The sequence below is a fragment of the Gracilibacillus massiliensis genome (genome assembly GCF_001458115.1).
Taxonomy (GTDB): Bacteria; Bacillota; Bacilli; order Bacillales; family Amphibacillaceae; genus Gracilibacillus; species Gracilibacillus massiliensis.
This window is the reverse complement of record NZ_CZRP01000013.1, coordinates 534,452-550,769: the sequence shown is the minus strand read 5'-3', so window position 1 is coordinate 550,769 and position 16,318 is coordinate 534,452. Positions and strand designations below refer to the sequence as shown.

At 37.2% G+C, this 16,318-nt stretch carries 16 protein-coding genes and 3 riboswitches; of the genes, 11 read left to right on the top strand and 5 right to left on the bottom strand.

What is annotated here, in order from left to right:
* The first annotated feature begins 15 nt into the window (after positions 1 to 15).
* The 3 genes from BN3107_RS14895 to BN3107_RS19865 all read left to right on the top strand — a co-directional run bounded on the left by BN3107_RS14895 (position 16) and on the right by BN3107_RS19865 (position 1,492).
* A complete protein-coding gene (locus BN3107_RS14895) occupies positions 16 to 897 on the top strand; it encodes a hypothetical protein (protein WP_058308429.1) in 882 nt (293 codons plus the stop codon).
* Between the two features lie 20 nt (positions 898 to 917).
* Entirely contained in the window at positions 918 to 1,241 is a 324-nt protein-coding gene (locus BN3107_RS14890) for a hypothetical protein (RefSeq protein WP_231735341.1), read from the top strand.
* 92 nt (positions 1,242 to 1,333) lie between these two features.
* The gene (locus BN3107_RS19865) at positions 1,334 to 1,492 is read left to right on the top strand and encodes a hypothetical protein (RefSeq protein ID WP_156416121.1); all 159 of its coding nucleotides are present in this window, start codon (positions 1,334 to 1,336) and stop codon (positions 1,490 to 1,492) included.
* Between the two features lie 35 nt (positions 1,493 to 1,527).
* Here BN3107_RS19865 and htpX read toward each other — a convergent pair whose 3' ends face one another.
* Positions 1,528 to 2,433 carry a protease HtpX gene (gene htpX / locus BN3107_RS14885; RefSeq protein WP_058308427.1) on the bottom strand — a complete coding sequence of 302 codons (906 nt, stop codon included), beginning with the start codon at positions 2,431 to 2,433 and terminating at the stop codon, positions 1,528 to 1,530.
* A gap of 178 nt (positions 2,434 to 2,611) precedes the next feature.
* Between htpX and BN3107_RS14880 the strand changes: the two genes are divergently transcribed.
* Positions 2,612 to 3,592, top strand: coding sequence for an aldo/keto reductase (locus BN3107_RS14880; RefSeq protein ID WP_058308426.1), 981 nt, complete (start codon positions 2,612 to 2,614; stop codon positions 3,590 to 3,592).
* A gap of 620 nt (positions 3,593 to 4,212) precedes the next feature.
* Here BN3107_RS14880 and BN3107_RS14875 read toward each other — a convergent pair.
* From BN3107_RS14875 to BN3107_RS14865, 3 genes are all read right to left on the bottom strand, one after another.
* On the bottom strand, positions 4,213 to 4,494 hold the full coding sequence (locus BN3107_RS14875; protein ID WP_058308425.1) for a hypothetical protein: 282 nt from the start codon (positions 4,492 to 4,494) through the stop codon (positions 4,213 to 4,215).
* A gap of 135 nt (positions 4,495 to 4,629) precedes the next feature.
* Positions 4,630 to 5,478: a hypothetical protein gene (locus tag BN3107_RS14870; protein WP_058308424.1), complete on the bottom strand. Its 849-nt coding sequence runs from the start codon at positions 5,476 to 5,478 to the stop codon at positions 4,630 to 4,632.
* Entirely contained in the window at positions 5,468 to 5,971 is a 504-nt protein-coding gene (locus tag BN3107_RS14865; RefSeq protein WP_058308423.1) for an RNA polymerase sigma factor, read from the bottom strand. Before BN3107_RS14865 ends, BN3107_RS14870 begins: the two co-directional genes overlap by 11 nt.
* Before the next feature lie 212 nt (positions 5,972 to 6,183).
* Between BN3107_RS14865 and BN3107_RS19860 the strand changes: the two genes are divergently transcribed.
* Positions 6,184 to 8,325, top strand: a complete 2,142-nt coding sequence (locus BN3107_RS19860; RefSeq protein ID WP_148434744.1) for an SEC-C metal-binding domain-containing protein — start codon at positions 6,184 to 6,186, stop codon at positions 8,323 to 8,325.
* An 80-nt stretch (positions 8,326 to 8,405) separates the two neighbouring features.
* Here the strand turns inward: BN3107_RS19860 and ssuE are convergent, their stop codons facing one another.
* Positions 8,406 to 8,954, bottom strand: coding sequence for an NADPH-dependent FMN reductase (gene ssuE, locus BN3107_RS14855; RefSeq protein ID WP_058308421.1), 549 nt, complete (start codon positions 8,952 to 8,954; stop codon positions 8,406 to 8,408).
* Between the two features lie 93 nt (positions 8,955 to 9,047).
* Positions 9,048 to 9,152: riboswitch (SAM riboswitch) on the bottom strand.
* 146 nt (positions 9,153 to 9,298) lie between these two features.
* A riboswitch (SAM riboswitch) is annotated at positions 9,299 to 9,420 on the top strand.
* Positions 9,421 to 9,489: 69 nt separating this feature from the next.
* Here ssuE and BN3107_RS14850 point away from each other — a divergent pair.
* From BN3107_RS14850 to BN3107_RS14825, 6 genes are all read left to right on the top strand, one after another.
* The gene (locus BN3107_RS14850; protein ID WP_077065138.1) at positions 9,490 to 10,635 is read left to right on the top strand and encodes an acyl-CoA dehydrogenase family protein; all 1,146 of its coding nucleotides are present in this window, start codon (positions 9,490 to 9,492) and stop codon (positions 10,633 to 10,635) included.
* A gap of 83 nt (positions 10,636 to 10,718) precedes the next feature.
* Positions 10,719 to 10,824, top strand: a riboswitch (SAM riboswitch).
* An 84-nt stretch (positions 10,825 to 10,908) separates the two neighbouring features.
* Positions 10,909 to 12,285, top strand: coding sequence for an LLM class flavin-dependent oxidoreductase (locus BN3107_RS14845; RefSeq protein ID WP_058308419.1), 1,377 nt, complete (start codon positions 10,909 to 10,911; stop codon positions 12,283 to 12,285).
* Positions 12,286 to 12,291: 6 nt separating this feature from the next.
* Positions 12,292 to 13,302, top strand: a complete 1,011-nt coding sequence (locus tag BN3107_RS14840; protein WP_058308418.1) for a methionine ABC transporter ATP-binding protein — start codon at positions 12,292 to 12,294, stop codon at positions 13,300 to 13,302.
* Positions 13,295 to 13,954, top strand: coding sequence for a methionine ABC transporter permease (locus BN3107_RS14835; RefSeq protein ID WP_058308417.1), 660 nt, complete (start codon positions 13,295 to 13,297; stop codon positions 13,952 to 13,954). Before BN3107_RS14840 ends, BN3107_RS14835 begins: the two co-directional genes overlap by 8 nt.
* 12 nt (positions 13,955 to 13,966) lie before the next feature.
* The gene (locus BN3107_RS14830) at positions 13,967 to 14,776 is read left to right on the top strand and encodes a MetQ/NlpA family ABC transporter substrate-binding protein (RefSeq protein ID WP_058308416.1); all 810 of its coding nucleotides are present in this window, start codon (positions 13,967 to 13,969) and stop codon (positions 14,774 to 14,776) included.
* A 160-nt stretch (positions 14,777 to 14,936) separates the two neighbouring features.
* On the top strand, positions 14,937 to 16,223 hold the full coding sequence (locus tag BN3107_RS14825) for a purine/pyrimidine permease (protein ID WP_148434742.1): 1,287 nt from the start codon (positions 14,937 to 14,939) through the stop codon (positions 16,221 to 16,223).
* The last annotated feature ends 95 nt before the right edge of the window (positions 16,224 to 16,318 follow it).

Here is a 16,318-nt window from a genome sequence, read left to right as displayed (position 1 = left end):
GTGAGGTGATGGAATTTGAGTAATTGGTATGATGATTTTCTTTCAAAAGATCAACAGCAACAGTTGAGTAACTTTTCCAAAAAGGCAAAAAAGGAATTGGCGTCCTTACCTATTCTTTCAGCTGTCAGTGATGCCACCCAAGGTGCTACAGGTGTAGCTGATCTACAGGAAAAGCTCGAAGATGAACCAGATAATCCACTGTATTGGTTGTTTTTCTATGAAGCGATCATTACGTATCAGAAGTGGAACAGCGGAATGAATGTTGGTAGAGCAGTGATTAATCCGTTTGGCTTTGTTGTTGGGAAAGGTGTTGCCTCAGGCTTAAATGCCATTGACGAAGACTTTGAAAAAGCATCACCATCGACTTATTTAGGTATGGCAATCGCGTTAACTGCTGAAAGAGTGAAAAGTGATGAACATCGAAATGATGTGGAAGACCTAGTGATTTTAGGTAAATCGTTAGCGTATTCGTCTGCCTATGCGAGTTCTAATCTCAAGAAATTCAATTTACTAAAAAAAGCAATTCAATACATCTCAAAAGCGATTCATATAGAAAAAGTTCCACGTTTTCAAGCGGAATTCTTCTTCTATTTGGCACAGTGTTATCAGTTGGCAGAAAATCAGAAGATGTATCTACGCTCGTTAAATATCTCGAGGAAAAGGGGTTTTGCTCCCGCTGAATCCCTTTTGAAAGATGAATTAAAACAAAAAGTGACAGAAAATGAAAGGGAAAAGCTAATGTCTGCTGGGAGTACTGCTAAAACTAAAAACAGATTTATTTATACATTTCAGTTAGATTTTGATCAAAAGTTTGAAGGATCAATAGAAAATGTAAAGAAGAAACAAGCGGAAAAATTTCGACAAACGAGTAATCGTATTCAGAAATTTTTTGAATAATGATTGGAGGAATGATGTTAATGGATATAGATCCGTTAGATTTTTTGGATATGAACCATGATATGAGTATTGATGAGAGTGACTTGCAAATGTATCAACTTTCTGAATATGGTACATACGGAATCAATGACTTAGATCATGATCTAATCATGGACCAATTTGATGTTGATTTAAACAACGACGGATTCATCGATGAATTTCAAGCAGATCTGGATAATAATTCGGTCATCGATCAATTTGAAACAGATCCCGCTAGTTTCGGTGGAACAGAAATGAATTATGATATTAATCAAGACGGAAACACCGATTACATCGATACAGTTTTAGCTAAAGAGATCTTCTAAGCAGAAGGTACTTGTTAAAGAGGAATAATACTGCAAGAAGAGCAGAGGGAAATGCAAGAAGAGAAGCGAATTTGCAAGAAGAGCAGTGAGAAATGCAAGAAGAGAAGCGAATTTGCAAGAAGAGCAGAGGGAAATGCAAGAAGGAGAGCGAATTTGTAAGAAGAGCATTGAGAAATGCAAGAAAGAGAAAAAATCTGCAAGAAGAACAAGTGAAACTGCAAGATGAATTTATTAAAAGTCTCACCAAATAACAAAAGAGAAAGAGAGTTCGGACTCTCTTTCTCTTTTAGCGTTGTTCAAGCTTTTCAATTCGATCTTCTAAAGGTGGGTGGGATGAAAATAAGGTCATCATGCTACTTTTTCCATTAATTTTCATTGTTTGTATAGCAGAGTCATCGGTGCGATCATCGACTTTTGCTCGGTCGACATACATTTTTAACGAACGTAATGCATGTGCCATTTTGTCACGACCAGCTAAATCAGCCCCACCTTTGTCTGCATGATATTCTCGATGACGGGAATAGGCGCTGACAACAATACTTCCAAGTATCGAGAACAGAATTTGGAAGACGATAATTGCTGCAAATTGAACAATCCATTGAATTTCGGAACGTACAAAGCGAGATACAATAATCGCTGCGATTCTTGAAAAGAACACTACAAACGTATTGACGATTCCTTGTAATAACGTCATCGTTACCATGTCACCATTTGCAACGTGTGCTACTTCGTGAGCAATAATTCCTTCAATCGCATCATCATCCATTGTTTGTAAAAGCCCTGATGATACAGCGACTAATGAACGTTTCTTAGTCGGGCCTGTTGCAAAAGCGTTGACTTCAGCAGATTGATAAATACCAACCTGTGGCGTATGAACTAAACCAGCCGTACGAGAAAGGCGTTCGACTTTTTCATAAACCATGCGTTCCTGTGCATTGGCAGGACGGTTTGGATCGATTACTTTAACTTTCATCATCATTTTGGCCATCCAGCGTGACATTGCAAGGGAAATGAACGCCCCAGCGAAGCCGACAAGAATACTAAATATCATTAATGCTCCGTATGATATTTGACCTTCGGCATTTTGAATTGCACCAATATCTGTAAAAGTTGTGATCAACGACCATGCAATTACTATGGTAGTCATTACTAAAATATTTGTTAATAGAAATAACAGAATTCTTTTTCCCATTTCTCAACCTCCAAATTATCGCTTATCTCAGAATATCATAACATAATTTTGCGCATTTGACCTTCCTTAGAGATTAACTCTTCTCGTATGGTTCCCCAATTATGAAAAAAGTGTGTCCTTCTTGCTTTTTAAACTAACCGATGCTAAATTTTAAATGAAGTTAAGGAGGGGATACGAAATGGAATACACTTATTTAGGACGTTCAGGAATGAGAATAAGCAAATTATGTTTAGGTACGATGAATTTTGGTGTCGATACCGAAGAAAAAGAAGCCTTTAAAATTATGGATGCTGCTCTTGATGCAGGTATAAACTATTTTGACACCGCTAACAATTATGGTTGGGGTGAGAATGCTGGCTTAACGGAAAAAATAATTGGGAAATGGTTTCATCAAGGTGGAAATCGAAGAGAAAAAGTGGTTTTAGCAACAAAAATGCATGAAAAGATGTTTGATCCGAACTATGGTCCAAATGATGAGCAAGGGCTGTCCGCATACAAAATTAAGCGTCATTTAGAAGATTCGTTACATAGATTACAAACAGATCATGTTGAAATTTATATGATGCACCATGTCGATCGTCGAACATCATGGGAAGAAATCTGGCCTGCTTTTGAAATTGCGAATCAACAAGGAAAACTGGACTATGTAGGCTCTAGTAATTTTCCTGGTTGGGCGCTAGCGGAAGCACAAGCCAGTGCAAAAGCGAGAAATTTTCTTGGACTCGTGTTGGAGCAGCATAAATACAATTTGAATTGCCGTTTACCAGAATTAGAAGTATTGCCAGCTGCAAAAAGGTACGGAATCGGTATTGTGCCATGGAGTCCGTTAGACGGTGGTTTATTAGGTGGAAATGCACTCCATCCGGCTAAAAACTCCAGAAGTAGACACAATCAAGAAAGAGCCGAGAAACAACGCGGACAATTAGAACAATTTAGTGCATTATGTAATGAGATCGGTGAGAGAGAGGATACAGTAGCGCTAGCATGGTTACTTTCAAATCCTGCTGTTGACGCACCGATTATCGGTGTAAGAACCGTAGCACAGCTGGAGAAATCATTGCGTGCTGTCGAGGTGAAATTAACAGAGGCAGTGCTTCAAAAATTAGATGAGATATTCCCAGGACCAGGCGGACAAACTCCAGAAGCATACGCTTGGTAAATGAGCAACATACTAAATAACGAGAATAACCGATATCTTATTTAATAGGATATCGGTTATTTTAGATTAAAAGGGGGAGAAAGTATAGAACGGACATCAACTGTCTTATGGTTAAATGTCATCAGTTTTTCGCATATGTTTCAAGCAAAAAAAGCTGAGGAGGAAGCATCTCGTCGGCACTTTACTTTAAGAAATTGCCCTTCATAACGTAAATGAAGGACAAAAAACAGGAAAAATGCTCCGAATTGTCCTTCATAACGCGAATGAAGGACAAAAAACAGAGAAAATGCTCCGAATTGTCCTTCATAACGCGAATGAAGGACAAAAAACAGAGAAAATGCTCCGAATTGTCCTTCATAACGCGAATGAAGGACAAAAAACAGAGAAAACGCTCTGAATTGTCCTTCATAACGCGAATGAAGGACAAAAAACAGAGAAAGCGCTCCGAATTGTCCTTCATAATCGAAATGAAGAACAAAAAGCAGAGACTAAATTAAGGCACAAAAAGTCTAAGAGAGAAGAGCGGACATCTCATCGACACTTTCATCAATAATTATAAAACAAAACCTAATGAACGATGTGCTCTTCTAGTGAGAATCCGTAATTCAAGCTGATTGAAGTCAAATTTCATCTTGTTGCTCATTAATAGCATGAAACGCCTGCCGTTGTTGTTCTAAATCGCGACGAACTAAATCCAATGCTCCCTGATCATCGGTTGTATTGTCTGCTTGAACCATAGAACGTTCTGCTCGATCTAAGGAATGTTGAATTTGTTCTAAGATTTCTTCATTTGGATGGCTTTGAGCTTGTTGAATCGCATGTTGCAAATGAAGTATCGATTGCTGAACTTGTGCTATTTGATTTTGAGCTTGCAAACTTGAGATATTATTTCCTTTTTTCATCATTTTCCTCCTCGAAACATCAAACACGTGAAGCATTTAAATTCTCACTCTATAATGTGGATCAAACAAGCCGGAAATATTCATATAGTATTAAAACGCCATCACTTTTAGATGAAAAGTAATGGCGTTTAATTGTTACTGGATGGATTTCCTCAATGCTTCTAAACGAGGATTCATACCATCAGCAGCTTCTATATCATATTCATATTGGATAACAAGTACATTCTCATCGATTTGGTAGACGTAAAATCCTTGTGGTGTATCAAAAAAGTGTTGTCCTATTCCTAGATAAGGGTTGTCGTCTTCGGGTAGCTGATACGGACCGTCACTTTCGCCAGTGTACTCATTTTGTAAGTTAGAAGAAACCTCTTCCAAGTTGGCATTCTCTTCTACATACATAATAATCGAAGCTTCTGTATCATAATCATTATGATATCTTACCGTATTCTCTTCTATAGCATACTTGTCTAAAAAAGTATCTACACTATACTCTATTCCATATGGTTCCATTCGATAGTGTGCAATGGTTTCTTCATTTTCCATACCTTCGATCATTACTGTACGCGTATCCTCTCCGACCTTATCCACTTTAAAATCTTGAGGACTAACATCTTCCGTCTCGTTTGCTGTCTCCTCGTTACCTTCTGCCTCATTCTCATCCTGGCCATCATCTAACCCCTCAGCATCATCTGATTCTTTTTGATCATCACTGGTAATGCCTGTTTCTTCTTTTTGTTGGTTATCTTCTGCAGGAAGCGTGATCTGGTCGTTATTAATCATTTGATAAACGAGAAGACCACAAATCAATAAGGCTGCAGCACTTGAAAACCAAATGAACGTCTGTTTCGCTTTTGACTTGGCACGTTTTTTCTTAGCATGTTTTTGAAGTGCCATTTTCATCGTCTCCTTCTTTTTCGTCTCTAATGAGTTTTTTGATTTCAAATCTTTTAACTCCTTCATTAATTCGTCTTCATTATGACTCATATTGGACCTCCTCTACGTGCAGTTTCAAAGCCTTTAATGCTCGGTGGAATGTGACGCGAACTTTGGAATCGGACCATTTTAAAATAGTAGCCGTTTCCATGACAGATAGCTCTTCGATACCTCTTAAAATGACAACATCTCGATAATCTTGCTTTAGCTTAGAAATTGCTTGATGTAATTCCAATTTCCTTTCGCTTATAAGCTGTTTATCTTCAGGCGAAATATCTACTTTATTCTCATACGATTTGATTAACTTGCGCCAGTCTTTTCGTTTGTTTTTACGAGCTTCATCTATGGCTAAATTTCTAGCGATGGATATCAGCCACGTTTTCGGGCTGGCATCCCCTTTAAAAGAATCATATCGATCAATTGCTTTAATAAAAACTTCCTGGACTAAGTCTTCCACATCTGACGTCGAAGTGTAATAGATCAAAAAGCGATATACATCATCGGCATAAGCGTCAAACCAATCCGTAATTAATTCTTCATCCATCCTCTTGCCTCCTTATTTGACATTCTTTGGTGTTGTTAATTAATAGACGTTTATGCAAAAGAAATATTACATATTTATAAAAAATATTTTAGATGAGAATTTGTGATATAGCAATTTAATATGAAAACAACTCGCATAACTTACTGCTAAAAGTCTCATATTTGCATGGTTTTTTGATAGATGGGATACTAGTAGGAAAAGGTTGTTTAATTATGACAGGAGGGATCATGATGGAAGTAGGCAGAAATGATCTTTGTCCATGTGGCAGCGGAAAAAAATATAAGAAATGTTGTTTAAAAAAAGATAATGTGATCGAAATACAAGAATTAAAAGAAGAAAAATTTTATAAACAGAAAAATATGCTTGTCGAAAAAATAAGGGATTTTCTTATGTCATACTTGCCTCCAAGTGAATTCTATCCCCTTGAAGCAAAATTCAAAAAAAGAACCAATCACGTTTTTGGCTCGGATGACAGTGGCTTCTTTCAATTTTGGTTACATTTTTTCTATCGTTATGACAATGGATTGCGTGGAATTGAATGGTTTTTAGCTGAACAGGAAGAGCAATTGAATGAAGATGAAAAGGAAATGGCCAAACGTTGGTCACAACTGCAACCAAAACTTCTTCAGGCTATTGATTACACAGAAAATAATGTTATTTTTAAAGATTATTACTCAGAAAAAACGTATCCGATGCCAGAAATAGAAGAGAATATACCAACTTTACTACCTTGGATTAGTAGTTTCGGACTGATCGAAGAGTTAGATGGTAACTATTATTTTAACGGTGTAAGAGGTTTTGTAGGTCCAGATGATCTAAAGAATGCGGTAAAGTTTATCGACTCCATTCATAAAGAATCGGATCAAAATCGCGAACAAATAATGGTCGATTATTATCCAGAAATTTTGGCAAGTCTTTATCAACAAGATCAGATGGGCGATCAAACTCGAAAAATGAGTTTTTATCATTATGAATTTGAAATGATCGATCCTGCTCGAGCAGAGAATACACTTTATAATGATGAGGACTTTGAAATAGAGGAGTGGACACCATCCCGCAAAAAATTGGTCTGGTTCAGTGATCTCAAACGCTATATCGATAATGAGATTGATGGGGAAATATACGTGATGAATGTACATGCCAATGTTACGATGGAAGGAAATCTATTGACGTTTACCAGTTATGATTTACGGAAGGTGAATGAATTTTTAAGAAAATCGCAAAAACTAGGGACAGAAACCAGGTTATTAGAAGATGAAGAAGAACAATTCGAAGTTCCAAAAGACATTATCACAGAACAAAAATTTATAAAAACAAATAAGCAACTATCAGAGGATGTAGTAATTACTATACAACATCGAGCACAATTGAGTTTGGACGAGCCAATTCCAAGATACAATGGGAATTCGTTACGTCAACTAGCTGAAAATGATCAAGAATTCGCAGATGAGTACTTAAAACATGCTGAATTTCAAGCGTATAAGTTAGCATTAGAGCAGTTCGGAAAAATCGAGGTAACACCTGATTTTAATACTCCAAGAAGAGAACTAGGTTTACCTTTATCTTCTTTCATAACTGGTGGTGCAAAACGCGAATCTGAGTTAGAATCAGTTTCTTTAACAGAGCAACGGGAAACGGTAGTGTTAGAAGAAGATATACCACTTTATGAAAGTTTAGGTATTACCGCGACAACGATCGATGCTTTTTATACAAAGGATATTATTTCTTTTTATCAACAGAAAACAGCAGGAAAAGCGAAAGCAACCGAAAGAAAATATCGTAATAGTCTTAATGATATTCGAGAAATTATCGAAAGACATCCGATTACAAGTTGGAATGACTGCAATCTACCTTTCTGGGAAGAGTTGTTGGGACGAGATATATTTGAATTATATCATTATGTCAGCAAAGCACTTGTAAAAGATTTAGTAACCACTCTCAAGGCACTAATCAAATGGTTGGCAAAAGAAAATAAGATATCAAACGTAAAAAAAATTCTTGATCTGATTAAACAATATGAACCACGTATGTTAAAAGTTGTACAATTAATACAATTAGAAATGAGTTATGGCTATATCCACAATTCATTAAACATCGACAATATGGTAAAATTACAAACGATAAACGATAATACAATTGAACAGATTCAAAAAGGTATATTCCAAATCATCAAGATCAATAAAAAGAGTGTCCGTGTAAGGAATCTTTCAACAAAAGAAGAAATCACCATAACTTTAAAAGAAGAATCAATCAGGTATGTGGAAGAGGATATGGTGTTGACAGCTTATATTGGACTAAGAAAAGCATCCAATACATGGAAAAATATCGAATTAGTATCTGTTAGTTTAGTATGATATATCATTCTTGCAACTTATAGAAAACAATGAACACCGGGACTGAATAATGTCGCGGTGTTCTTTATCGTTCAAGTTTGTTAAGTAAATAGTAATTCCCTTTGGTTAGCAGTTGTATTGGTGAGAATTGTTAATTGATTAATTAGTCGCTGCTTAGTCTCTTCGTCTACAATCGGTTCTTTTGTCTGTTGTTTATCAATACATTTATCAACAATATAAACCCCTTGTAGGCACTGACCTTTTAATGAAGCTAGCAATGGTTTTAATGAATATTCAATGGAAAGTAAGTGTCCACCACTTCCTCCGGTCATAACTGGTAATACAGGTGTATCCTGTAGAACATCTGGTGGTAATAGATCTAATAGAGCTTTTAATACACCGGAATATGCAGCTTTATAGACTGGTGAACCAACAATTACTGCTTTTGCGTTTCGCAATAAATCGGTTACTTCTTTAATTTTAGGATGATCAAATTGAGCATGAAATAATACTTCTGCTGGAATATCCTGAATCGAGATATGTTTGACATCGAAACCTTCTTTTACTAATTTACCGCCTGCATAATGAAGTGCTAAATCCGTTCGTGAGCTTATTGATGGGCTTCCTGATAATAATATAATGTCTGTCATCTTCAAAACCTCTTCCTGTTTGTATTTTTAGACAATAAAAAACCTCTTCTAGTAAAGATAGAAGAGGGTGTGTGTTTAAAATGAAATCCGCTCCTCTTATCTATCAAGCTAGTTGCTTGCTGGAATTGGCACAGTACTTCTACTAAGTCTGTTGCCGAGGCTTCAAAGGGCCAGTCCCTCCACCTCTCTGGATAAGAAAATATTTCGCTTATTAAGTTAAGTCACAATATACAGGAATTATAAAATACTGTCAACTTCTTTTTTTAGAAAATTTTAAATAATAGAAAAACAGTTGACAATAACTAGAAAGTTTTGTAAAGTGATGGCTAACTTCATATCGATTAATCTTATCAAGAGTCAGGGGAGGAAACTGGTCCGCTAAACCCTGCAGCAACCACTTTTTTACGAGTGAGTGTAAAAAGAATGGTGCTACTTCCAGCAGACGATTCGGTCTGAAAGATGAGAGTACGTTTGTATTTATAAATCCTACTTCTCTCATTGAGATGTAGGATTTTATTAGTTTATAGGGGGATTTATGATGACAATTGTTTCAGAGAATAGTAGAAGCTACATAGAAGATGTCAAAAAGTTAGCGGAGATTTTTGCGGGAAGAGCAAATCAAGTCGACGAAGAAGCAACGTTTCCGTATGAAAATTTTGAAGAGATAAAAGAAAGTGGATTATTATCTCTAACGGTGCCAAAAGAATATGGAGGTTCCGGGATTAATCTTGTCGAATTTTTGCAGGTGCAACAACAATTAGCAAAAGGAGATGGACCAACGGCCTTATCACTGGGTTGGCAGCTTGGTGTAATCTTGGAACAAGCGGAGAATCGTAATTGGAGTAAAGCAAATTTTGAAAAGGTTTCTCGTTTGATCGTCGAAGAAAAAGCACTTATTAATTTAGCGCAGACGGAAAAAGCAACAGGCAGTCCTTCACGCGGGGGTATACCAACGACTATTGCAAAAAAAGAACAGAATGGTTGGCGTATCAATGGCGCTAAATCCTTTACATCGATGGCAGTAGCCCTTGATTATTCGATTGTTACTGTCGACGTTAATCAAACAGGAACCAAGGGTTATGTACTGATTGATCATTCTTTACCAGGAGTAAAAGTTAAAGAAACATGGGATAGTATTTCGATGAGAGCAACCAAAAGTGATGACCTTATTTTAGAAAATGTATTTGTCTCAGAAGATGCTTTACTGTTCGAAGAGACACCACAAAAACCATTTCCTAAGGGATGGTATTTACAGATACCTGCTGTCTATCTAGGTATTGCAGAAGCAGCACGTGATTATGCGATCGAGTTTGCTAGTAATTTTCAGCCGATTACGCTACCACACCCAATCAAAGAAGTACCAGAAGTAAGAAGAAAGATTGGCGAAATCGAATTAGAGTTAGTGAAAGCTCGTGAAGTGTTATATGGTGTAGCAACAAAATGGGTAGAGCAACCTGAGAACAGATCCCAGTTAGGTGCAGAACTACAAGCTGCTAAACACATCGTGACCAACAGTGCTAACACCATAGTAGATTTGGCGATGCGCATTGTCGGAGCTAGAAGTTTGTCTGCGAAAAATCCATTGCAGCGGCATTTCCGAGATGTTAGGGCAGGATTACATAATCCGCCAACAGATGATGCGATTGTCTACAATTTAGCAAAAAACGTTTTGGATAGCTAACGAAAATTTTTTGCAATAAAAGATTGACAATTCTGAAAAATCAAGTTACATTGAATACTATAATTTAATAACCACAACATTTTTTCTTATCCAGAGAGGTGGAGGGACTGGCCCTTTGAAACCTCGGCAACAGACTTGATCGCAAGTACTGTGCCAACTCCAGCAAGCAAGTAGCTTGAAAGATAAGAAAAGGACAGGACTTCAGTGATTGTATTTTTAAGCCTCTTCTTTTCTTAAAGAAGAGGCTTTTTAATTTGTAAAGGGGAGATATCTATGACAAAAGAGATAATTTTAAATGCATTTGAAATGACGAGCGCCATGCACAATTCACATGGTTTATGGAAACATCCAAAAAGTGAACGCCATCGTCAATATAAGGATTTAGATTATTGGATCGACTTAGCAAAATTACTAGAAAGAGGTAAATTTGATGCTGTTTTTTTTGCAGACGTATTAGGTATTTATGATGTCTATCAAAAAAGTAAAGCACCGTCGATAAGGGACGGCTTACAAGTTCCGTTAAATGATCCGGCATTATTAGTATCAGCGATGGCTAGTGTCACGAAACACCTGGCATTTGCTGTTACAGTAAGTACTACATATGAAGCGCCGTTTGGAAATGCGAGAAGGTTTTCGACTTTAGATCACCTTACTAAAGGACGCGTTGCCTGGAATGTCGTTACCTCCTACCTGCCAAACGCGGCCCGGAATTTTGGGCTTGAAGATATGATCAAACATGATGAACGTTATGATATAGCAGATGAATACCTAGATGTTTCCTATAAATTATGGGAACAGAGCTGGGAAGACAATGCGGTAGTCGAAGATGTGGAAAATGAAACATTAGTTGATCCTGAAAAAGTACACGAAATTAATCACAAGGGTCATTATTTCAAAGTAGAAGGACCACACCTGAGTGAACCCTCTATACAACGAACACCAGTAATCTATCAAGCTGGTACTTCGGAAAAAGGTCGAGAATTTGCCGCTAAACATGCAGAATGTATTTTTGTTGGTGGTCCGACTCCACAACGAATCCGCTATTATGCAGATGATATTAGAGAAAGAGCAGCAAAGCATGGTCGCAATCCTGAAAACTTAAAAATCATTTCTTTCTTAAGTGTCGTTGTGGCTGAAACAACAGAAGAGGCAGAAGCGAAATTCGAAGAGTATAACAAAGTCTGGAGTGCGGATGCCGCAAAAGCACAGTATGGTGCAAGCGGTTATGATATTGCTGAATATGAGGATGCAGATCCGGATGAGCCATTTGAATATAAGAAAAAGACAGAAGGTGGTCATTATAAGGCCGCAACTTTAACGAAAGATGCACCGAAAAAATTGACCGTTGGTGATGTGTTAAATCGCTTTGAAGCAATTGACCGTAATAGCTATATTGTCGGAAATCCAAAGGAAGTAGCGGACGCCATCCAATTTCAGTTTGAGGAATCAGGGGTGGATGGGTTTAATTTAAACCATTTGGTGACACCAGGTGACTTAGAGTCGTTTGTTGATCTTGTCATCCCTGAGCTCCAAGCAAGAGGCATCTACAAAAAAGACTATCGTGAAGGTACTTTAAGAGAAAAATTATTTCCAGATGGAAACAGTAGATTACCAGAGGATCATCCTGGCAGTAAATTCAGAAGGAAGTGATCACCATTGATTGAATTAACGAAAGTAACAAAAGAATTTAAAAGTAAAAAACGTAAAATCGTCGGTGTCGATAATGTGTCGCTAACCATTGATTCAGGAGAAGTTTATGGAATTGTTGGATACAGTGGTGCTGGGAAAAGTACCTTATTGCGTTGTATGAATATATTGGAACGGCCAACCTCGGGGAACATAGTGATAGATGGAATGAATCTACTGCAATTATCGGGAACAGAATTGCGAAAGGCAAGGCAATCAATCGGCATGATCTTTCAAGGGTTTTATCTTGTTTCATCCAAAACCGTTTATCAAAATGTAGCATTTGCTCTTAAGGCGGCTGGTGTTCCTGATAAAAAAATAAGACCAAGGGTAAACCATTTATTAGAATTAGTGGGATTATCAGATCGGACAAACCAATATCCGGCACAGCTGAGCGGCGGGCAAAAGCAACGGGTTAGTATTGCAAGGGCACTGGCAAATAACCCAAAAGTATTGCTCTGTGATGAAGCAACCTCTGCATTAGATCCAAATACAACCAAATCAATTTTAGCTCTACTTAAAAAAATTAACAAAGAGTTAGGGTTGACGATTGTAATTATTACCCATGAAATGGAAGTCGTCAAAGAAATTTGCCATCGTTGTGCTGTGATGCAGGATGGCAGAGTGATCGAACAGGGTTCTACTTATGAAATATTTTCTAATCCAACAGAACCTTTGACAAAGAAATTTATCGAAACAGTACTTGATTTCCAATTACCTGAACAACTGTTAGCAACAATTACAGGTAAACTAGTTCGACTTCATTTTTGGGGCGAGCTTGCAGCAGAGGCAATTGTTTCTGACGTACTACAAAACTTCTCAGTAAAAGGAAATATTCTGCACGGAAAAGTAGAATATATTCGCGATGTTCCGCTCGGAATTTTTGTTATGGAAGTGAATGGTGAGTCACGTGAAACGGAAGCTGCGATTGATTATCTCCGTGAACGAGTCAGTAAAGTAGAGGTGATCAACAATGGCTAGTATTATCGAACTTTTGCCAGAGTTAAATGTAGCCTTTTTTGAAACGTTATTGATGGTGGGTATAGCATTATTAGTAGCGATTTTTATTGGGTTACCTTTAGGGATTGTATTATATGTGACAGATAAAGGATTATTTCTTGAAAACAGTTGGATTAAAGGGATAGTGGGTGTTGTTATTAACTTGATTCGCTCAATCCCATTTATCATTTTGTTAGTTTTCTTATTGCCTTTTACCCAGTGGCTGGTCGGGGAAACGATCGGGCCATTAGCAGCATCTGTTTCGTTATCAGTAGCGGCGATTCCTTTTTATGCGAGAATTGTAGAATCGGCTGCACGTGAAGTCGACAAAGGGGTAATAGAAGCGGCGATTGCGGTAGGTGCTTCACCGTGGATGATTATTAAAGATATTATTTTCCCTGAAGCGAAGCCGGGATTGATAAGTGGTCTCACTATTACTGCCATTAGCTTAATTGGTTATTCCGCTATGGCCGGTACGATTGGTGGCGGTGGTATTGGTGACTTGGCGATTCGTTATGGCTATTATCGATATGATGATACGGTAATGTTTACCACTGTTATTTTATTAATTGTCTTGGTTCAATTCATTCAATATTTAGGTGATTTTATCGCTAAAACTGTAAATAAAAAATAAGGAGAATAAAAAATGAAAAAAGTAGTACTTTTGATTATATTAATTGGATTATTAGCAGCGTGTGGTTCTGATGACGGCAGTGCCTCAGGTGAAAAGAAAGAATTGGTGTTAGGTGGAACGATACCGTATAGTGATATGTTAGAGGAAGGGGTAAAACCTTACCTAGAAGAACAAGGATATACGGTAACAATTGAAGAGTTTAATGATTATGTGCAACCTAATAAAGCACTAGATAATGGTTCTTTAGATGCGAACCTTTTTCAACATCAGGTCTATATGGATGCATTTGCAGAAGAGAATGATATGGAATTATCGAGTGTGATCACTGTTCCAACAGCACCGATCGGTATTTATTCTAATGAGTATGATAGTTTAGATGAAATAGAAGAAGGGAGTACGGTAGCGGTTGCCAATGATCCTACTAATCTTGCAAGAGGACTAACGGTTTTAAAAGATAATGGTGTGATAGAATTTAGTGAAGATGTCGATCCATTACGAGCATCAGAGAAGGACATTACGAGTAATCCATTAAACTTACAATTTGAACCAGTTGAAGCAGCACAATTACCTCGTACCCTAGATTCAGTAGATGTAGCTGCGATTAATGGTAATTTCGCAATTTCAGCAGGGATCGACTTAACCACCGCACTTGTTCGTGATGAATTACCGGAAAATATCATCAATCGTGTCGTTGTAAAAACAGAAAATCTGGATGCTGAATATGTAGCAGATATTAAAGAAGCAGTGGAATCGGATCATTTTAAAGAAGTAATCGAAGAACAATTCCAAGGCTTCCATCAACCTGATTGGATGAGTGAATAAAATATAAATAAAATTATCATGAAATTAACATCAATCAAATAAATAGACGAGTATTATTCGCTCGATAGTCTACTTTTCTTAGACTATCGAGTCTTTTGTTTCAATTAGAACAAAATGATATGATACAAAGTGTTAACTTGACAATTTAGGAGCGTTTATTTTGCAAAATAAAAAGTTTTTACAAACCTCAATGGAAACGATACAATGGTTCATCTTTTTATTGGCTAGCTCAGTGGCATTGCCAATTGTAGTAGGGGCTATTTTTGATATGAGCTTTTCTGAAGTAGCTGGTTTGATGCAACGGACTTTTTTTATAGTGGGACTTGCATCGTTTCTGCAAAGTATTTTTGGACATCGCATGCCAATTATGGAAGGTCCTGCAGGGATATGGATCAGTATTTTTTCAGTAATGGCAGCAACCGGGTTACAAAACGGTACTTCACTTGATGGCACCCTTCGTTTATTAGAAACAACGATGATCATAACAGGTGTTTTTTTATTCTTATTCGGCATTTTCAAAATTTCTCAATATATTTTGCCTATATTCACACCTCTAGTGACGGGTACTTTTTTCTTTTTATTAACCGTGCAATTGAGTGGGACTTTTTTGCAAGGGATGTTAGGCCTGCAAGGTGATTCAACTAATATCCAAATCAAAGAAGCATTAATAGCTACCTTTACTTTTTTAATTGTGCTTGGTTTATCGATTTTTGCTAGAGGCTGGCTAAGTAGTTATTCGATGTTTATTGGTATATTAATTGGCTGGATTATTTTTGTGGTGGTCGAAGGTCAAGCACCAGAGATAGGTGATGTCGCCATATTTTCACTTCCACAAGTATTTGCGTTTGGCATGCCTACATTTGATATCAGTGCTATTCCGATTGCTTTTATCACAGCAATCATTTTAATTTCAAATATTGTGGCATCAGTCGTTGCGGTTGATCAAACATTAGGAAACGAGGGAGGAGAACGTCGAAAGGAAATTAATAGAGGAACTACTGTCTTTGGCATCAATCACGGATTGGCTGGGATGTTTTCATCGATCGCAAATGTCCCTTTGTCCACTTCTGCAGGATTTATTGGCCTTACTGGTCAAAAAAGAAAGACACCATTTATATATGCTTCCTTTTTACTTATGGTAATAGCTTTCTTTCCACCAATCGTTTCCTATATTTCGAGTATCCCATCACCGATTGCAAATGCTGCTTTAATGGCATCTTTTGTCCAATTAGTTGGTTTAGCTGTCCGTAATGTTACGTTGACACCATTAGATAACAGAAGAATTACGATTATTGGAATTGCTTATTTAATAGGTATGGGCACGATGTTTTTGCCAGCAGAAGTATTTTCGGAATTACCATTGGTCGTACAAAATGTAATGAGCAATGGCCTATTAGTAGGCACAGCACTAGTAATCATATTGGAGCAGATATGGAAAGAAAAATAAAAGTTGTAGCAACTCTTCATAACGCAGGCTTTTTTATATCTTCTATTTACGGTATAATATATTTCGAGTGCCGAAGTATATAAAGGAGACTTGCA

What these genes read in the sequence shown, in the direction of transcription:
- BN3107_RS14890 (WP_231735341.1), top strand. Translation starts at nt 918, where the DNA reads ATGGATATAGATCCGTTAGATTTTTTGGATATGAACCATGATATGAGT.
- BN3107_RS19865 (WP_156416121.1), top strand. Translation starts at nt 1,334, where the DNA reads ATGCAAGAAGAGAAGCGAATTTGCAAGAAGAGCAGAGGGAAATGCAAG.
- htpX (WP_058308427.1), bottom strand. Translation starts at nt 2,433, where the DNA reads ATGGGAAAAAGAATTCTGTTATTTCTATTAACAAATATTTTAGTAATG.
- BN3107_RS14880 (WP_058308426.1), top strand. Translation starts at nt 2,612, where the DNA reads ATGGAATACACTTATTTAGGACGTTCAGGAATGAGAATAAGCAAATTA.
- BN3107_RS14875 (WP_058308425.1), bottom strand. Translation starts at nt 4,494, where the DNA reads ATGAAAAAAGGAAATAATATCTCAAGTTTGCAAGCTCAAAATCAAATA.
- BN3107_RS14870 (WP_058308424.1), bottom strand. Translation starts at nt 5,478, where the DNA reads ATGAGTCATAATGAAGACGAATTAATGAAGGAGTTAAAAGATTTGAAA.
- BN3107_RS14865 (WP_058308423.1), bottom strand. Translation starts at nt 5,971, where the DNA reads ATGGATGAAGAATTAATTACGGATTGGTTTGACGCTTATGCCGATGAT.
- BN3107_RS19860 (WP_148434744.1), top strand. Translation starts at nt 6,184, where the DNA reads ATGACAGGAGGGATCATGATGGAAGTAGGCAGAAATGATCTTTGTCCA.
- ssuE (WP_058308421.1), bottom strand. Translation starts at nt 8,954, where the DNA reads ATGACAGACATTATATTATTATCAGGAAGCCCATCAATAAGCTCACGA.
- BN3107_RS14850 (WP_077065138.1), top strand. Translation starts at nt 9,490, where the DNA reads ATGATGACAATTGTTTCAGAGAATAGTAGAAGCTACATAGAAGATGTC.
- BN3107_RS14845 (WP_058308419.1), top strand. Translation starts at nt 10,909, where the DNA reads ATGACAAAAGAGATAATTTTAAATGCATTTGAAATGACGAGCGCCATG.
- BN3107_RS14835 (WP_058308417.1), top strand. Translation starts at nt 13,295, where the DNA reads ATGGCTAGTATTATCGAACTTTTGCCAGAGTTAAATGTAGCCTTTTTT.
- BN3107_RS14830 (WP_058308416.1), top strand. Translation starts at nt 13,967, where the DNA reads ATGAAAAAAGTAGTACTTTTGATTATATTAATTGGATTATTAGCAGCG.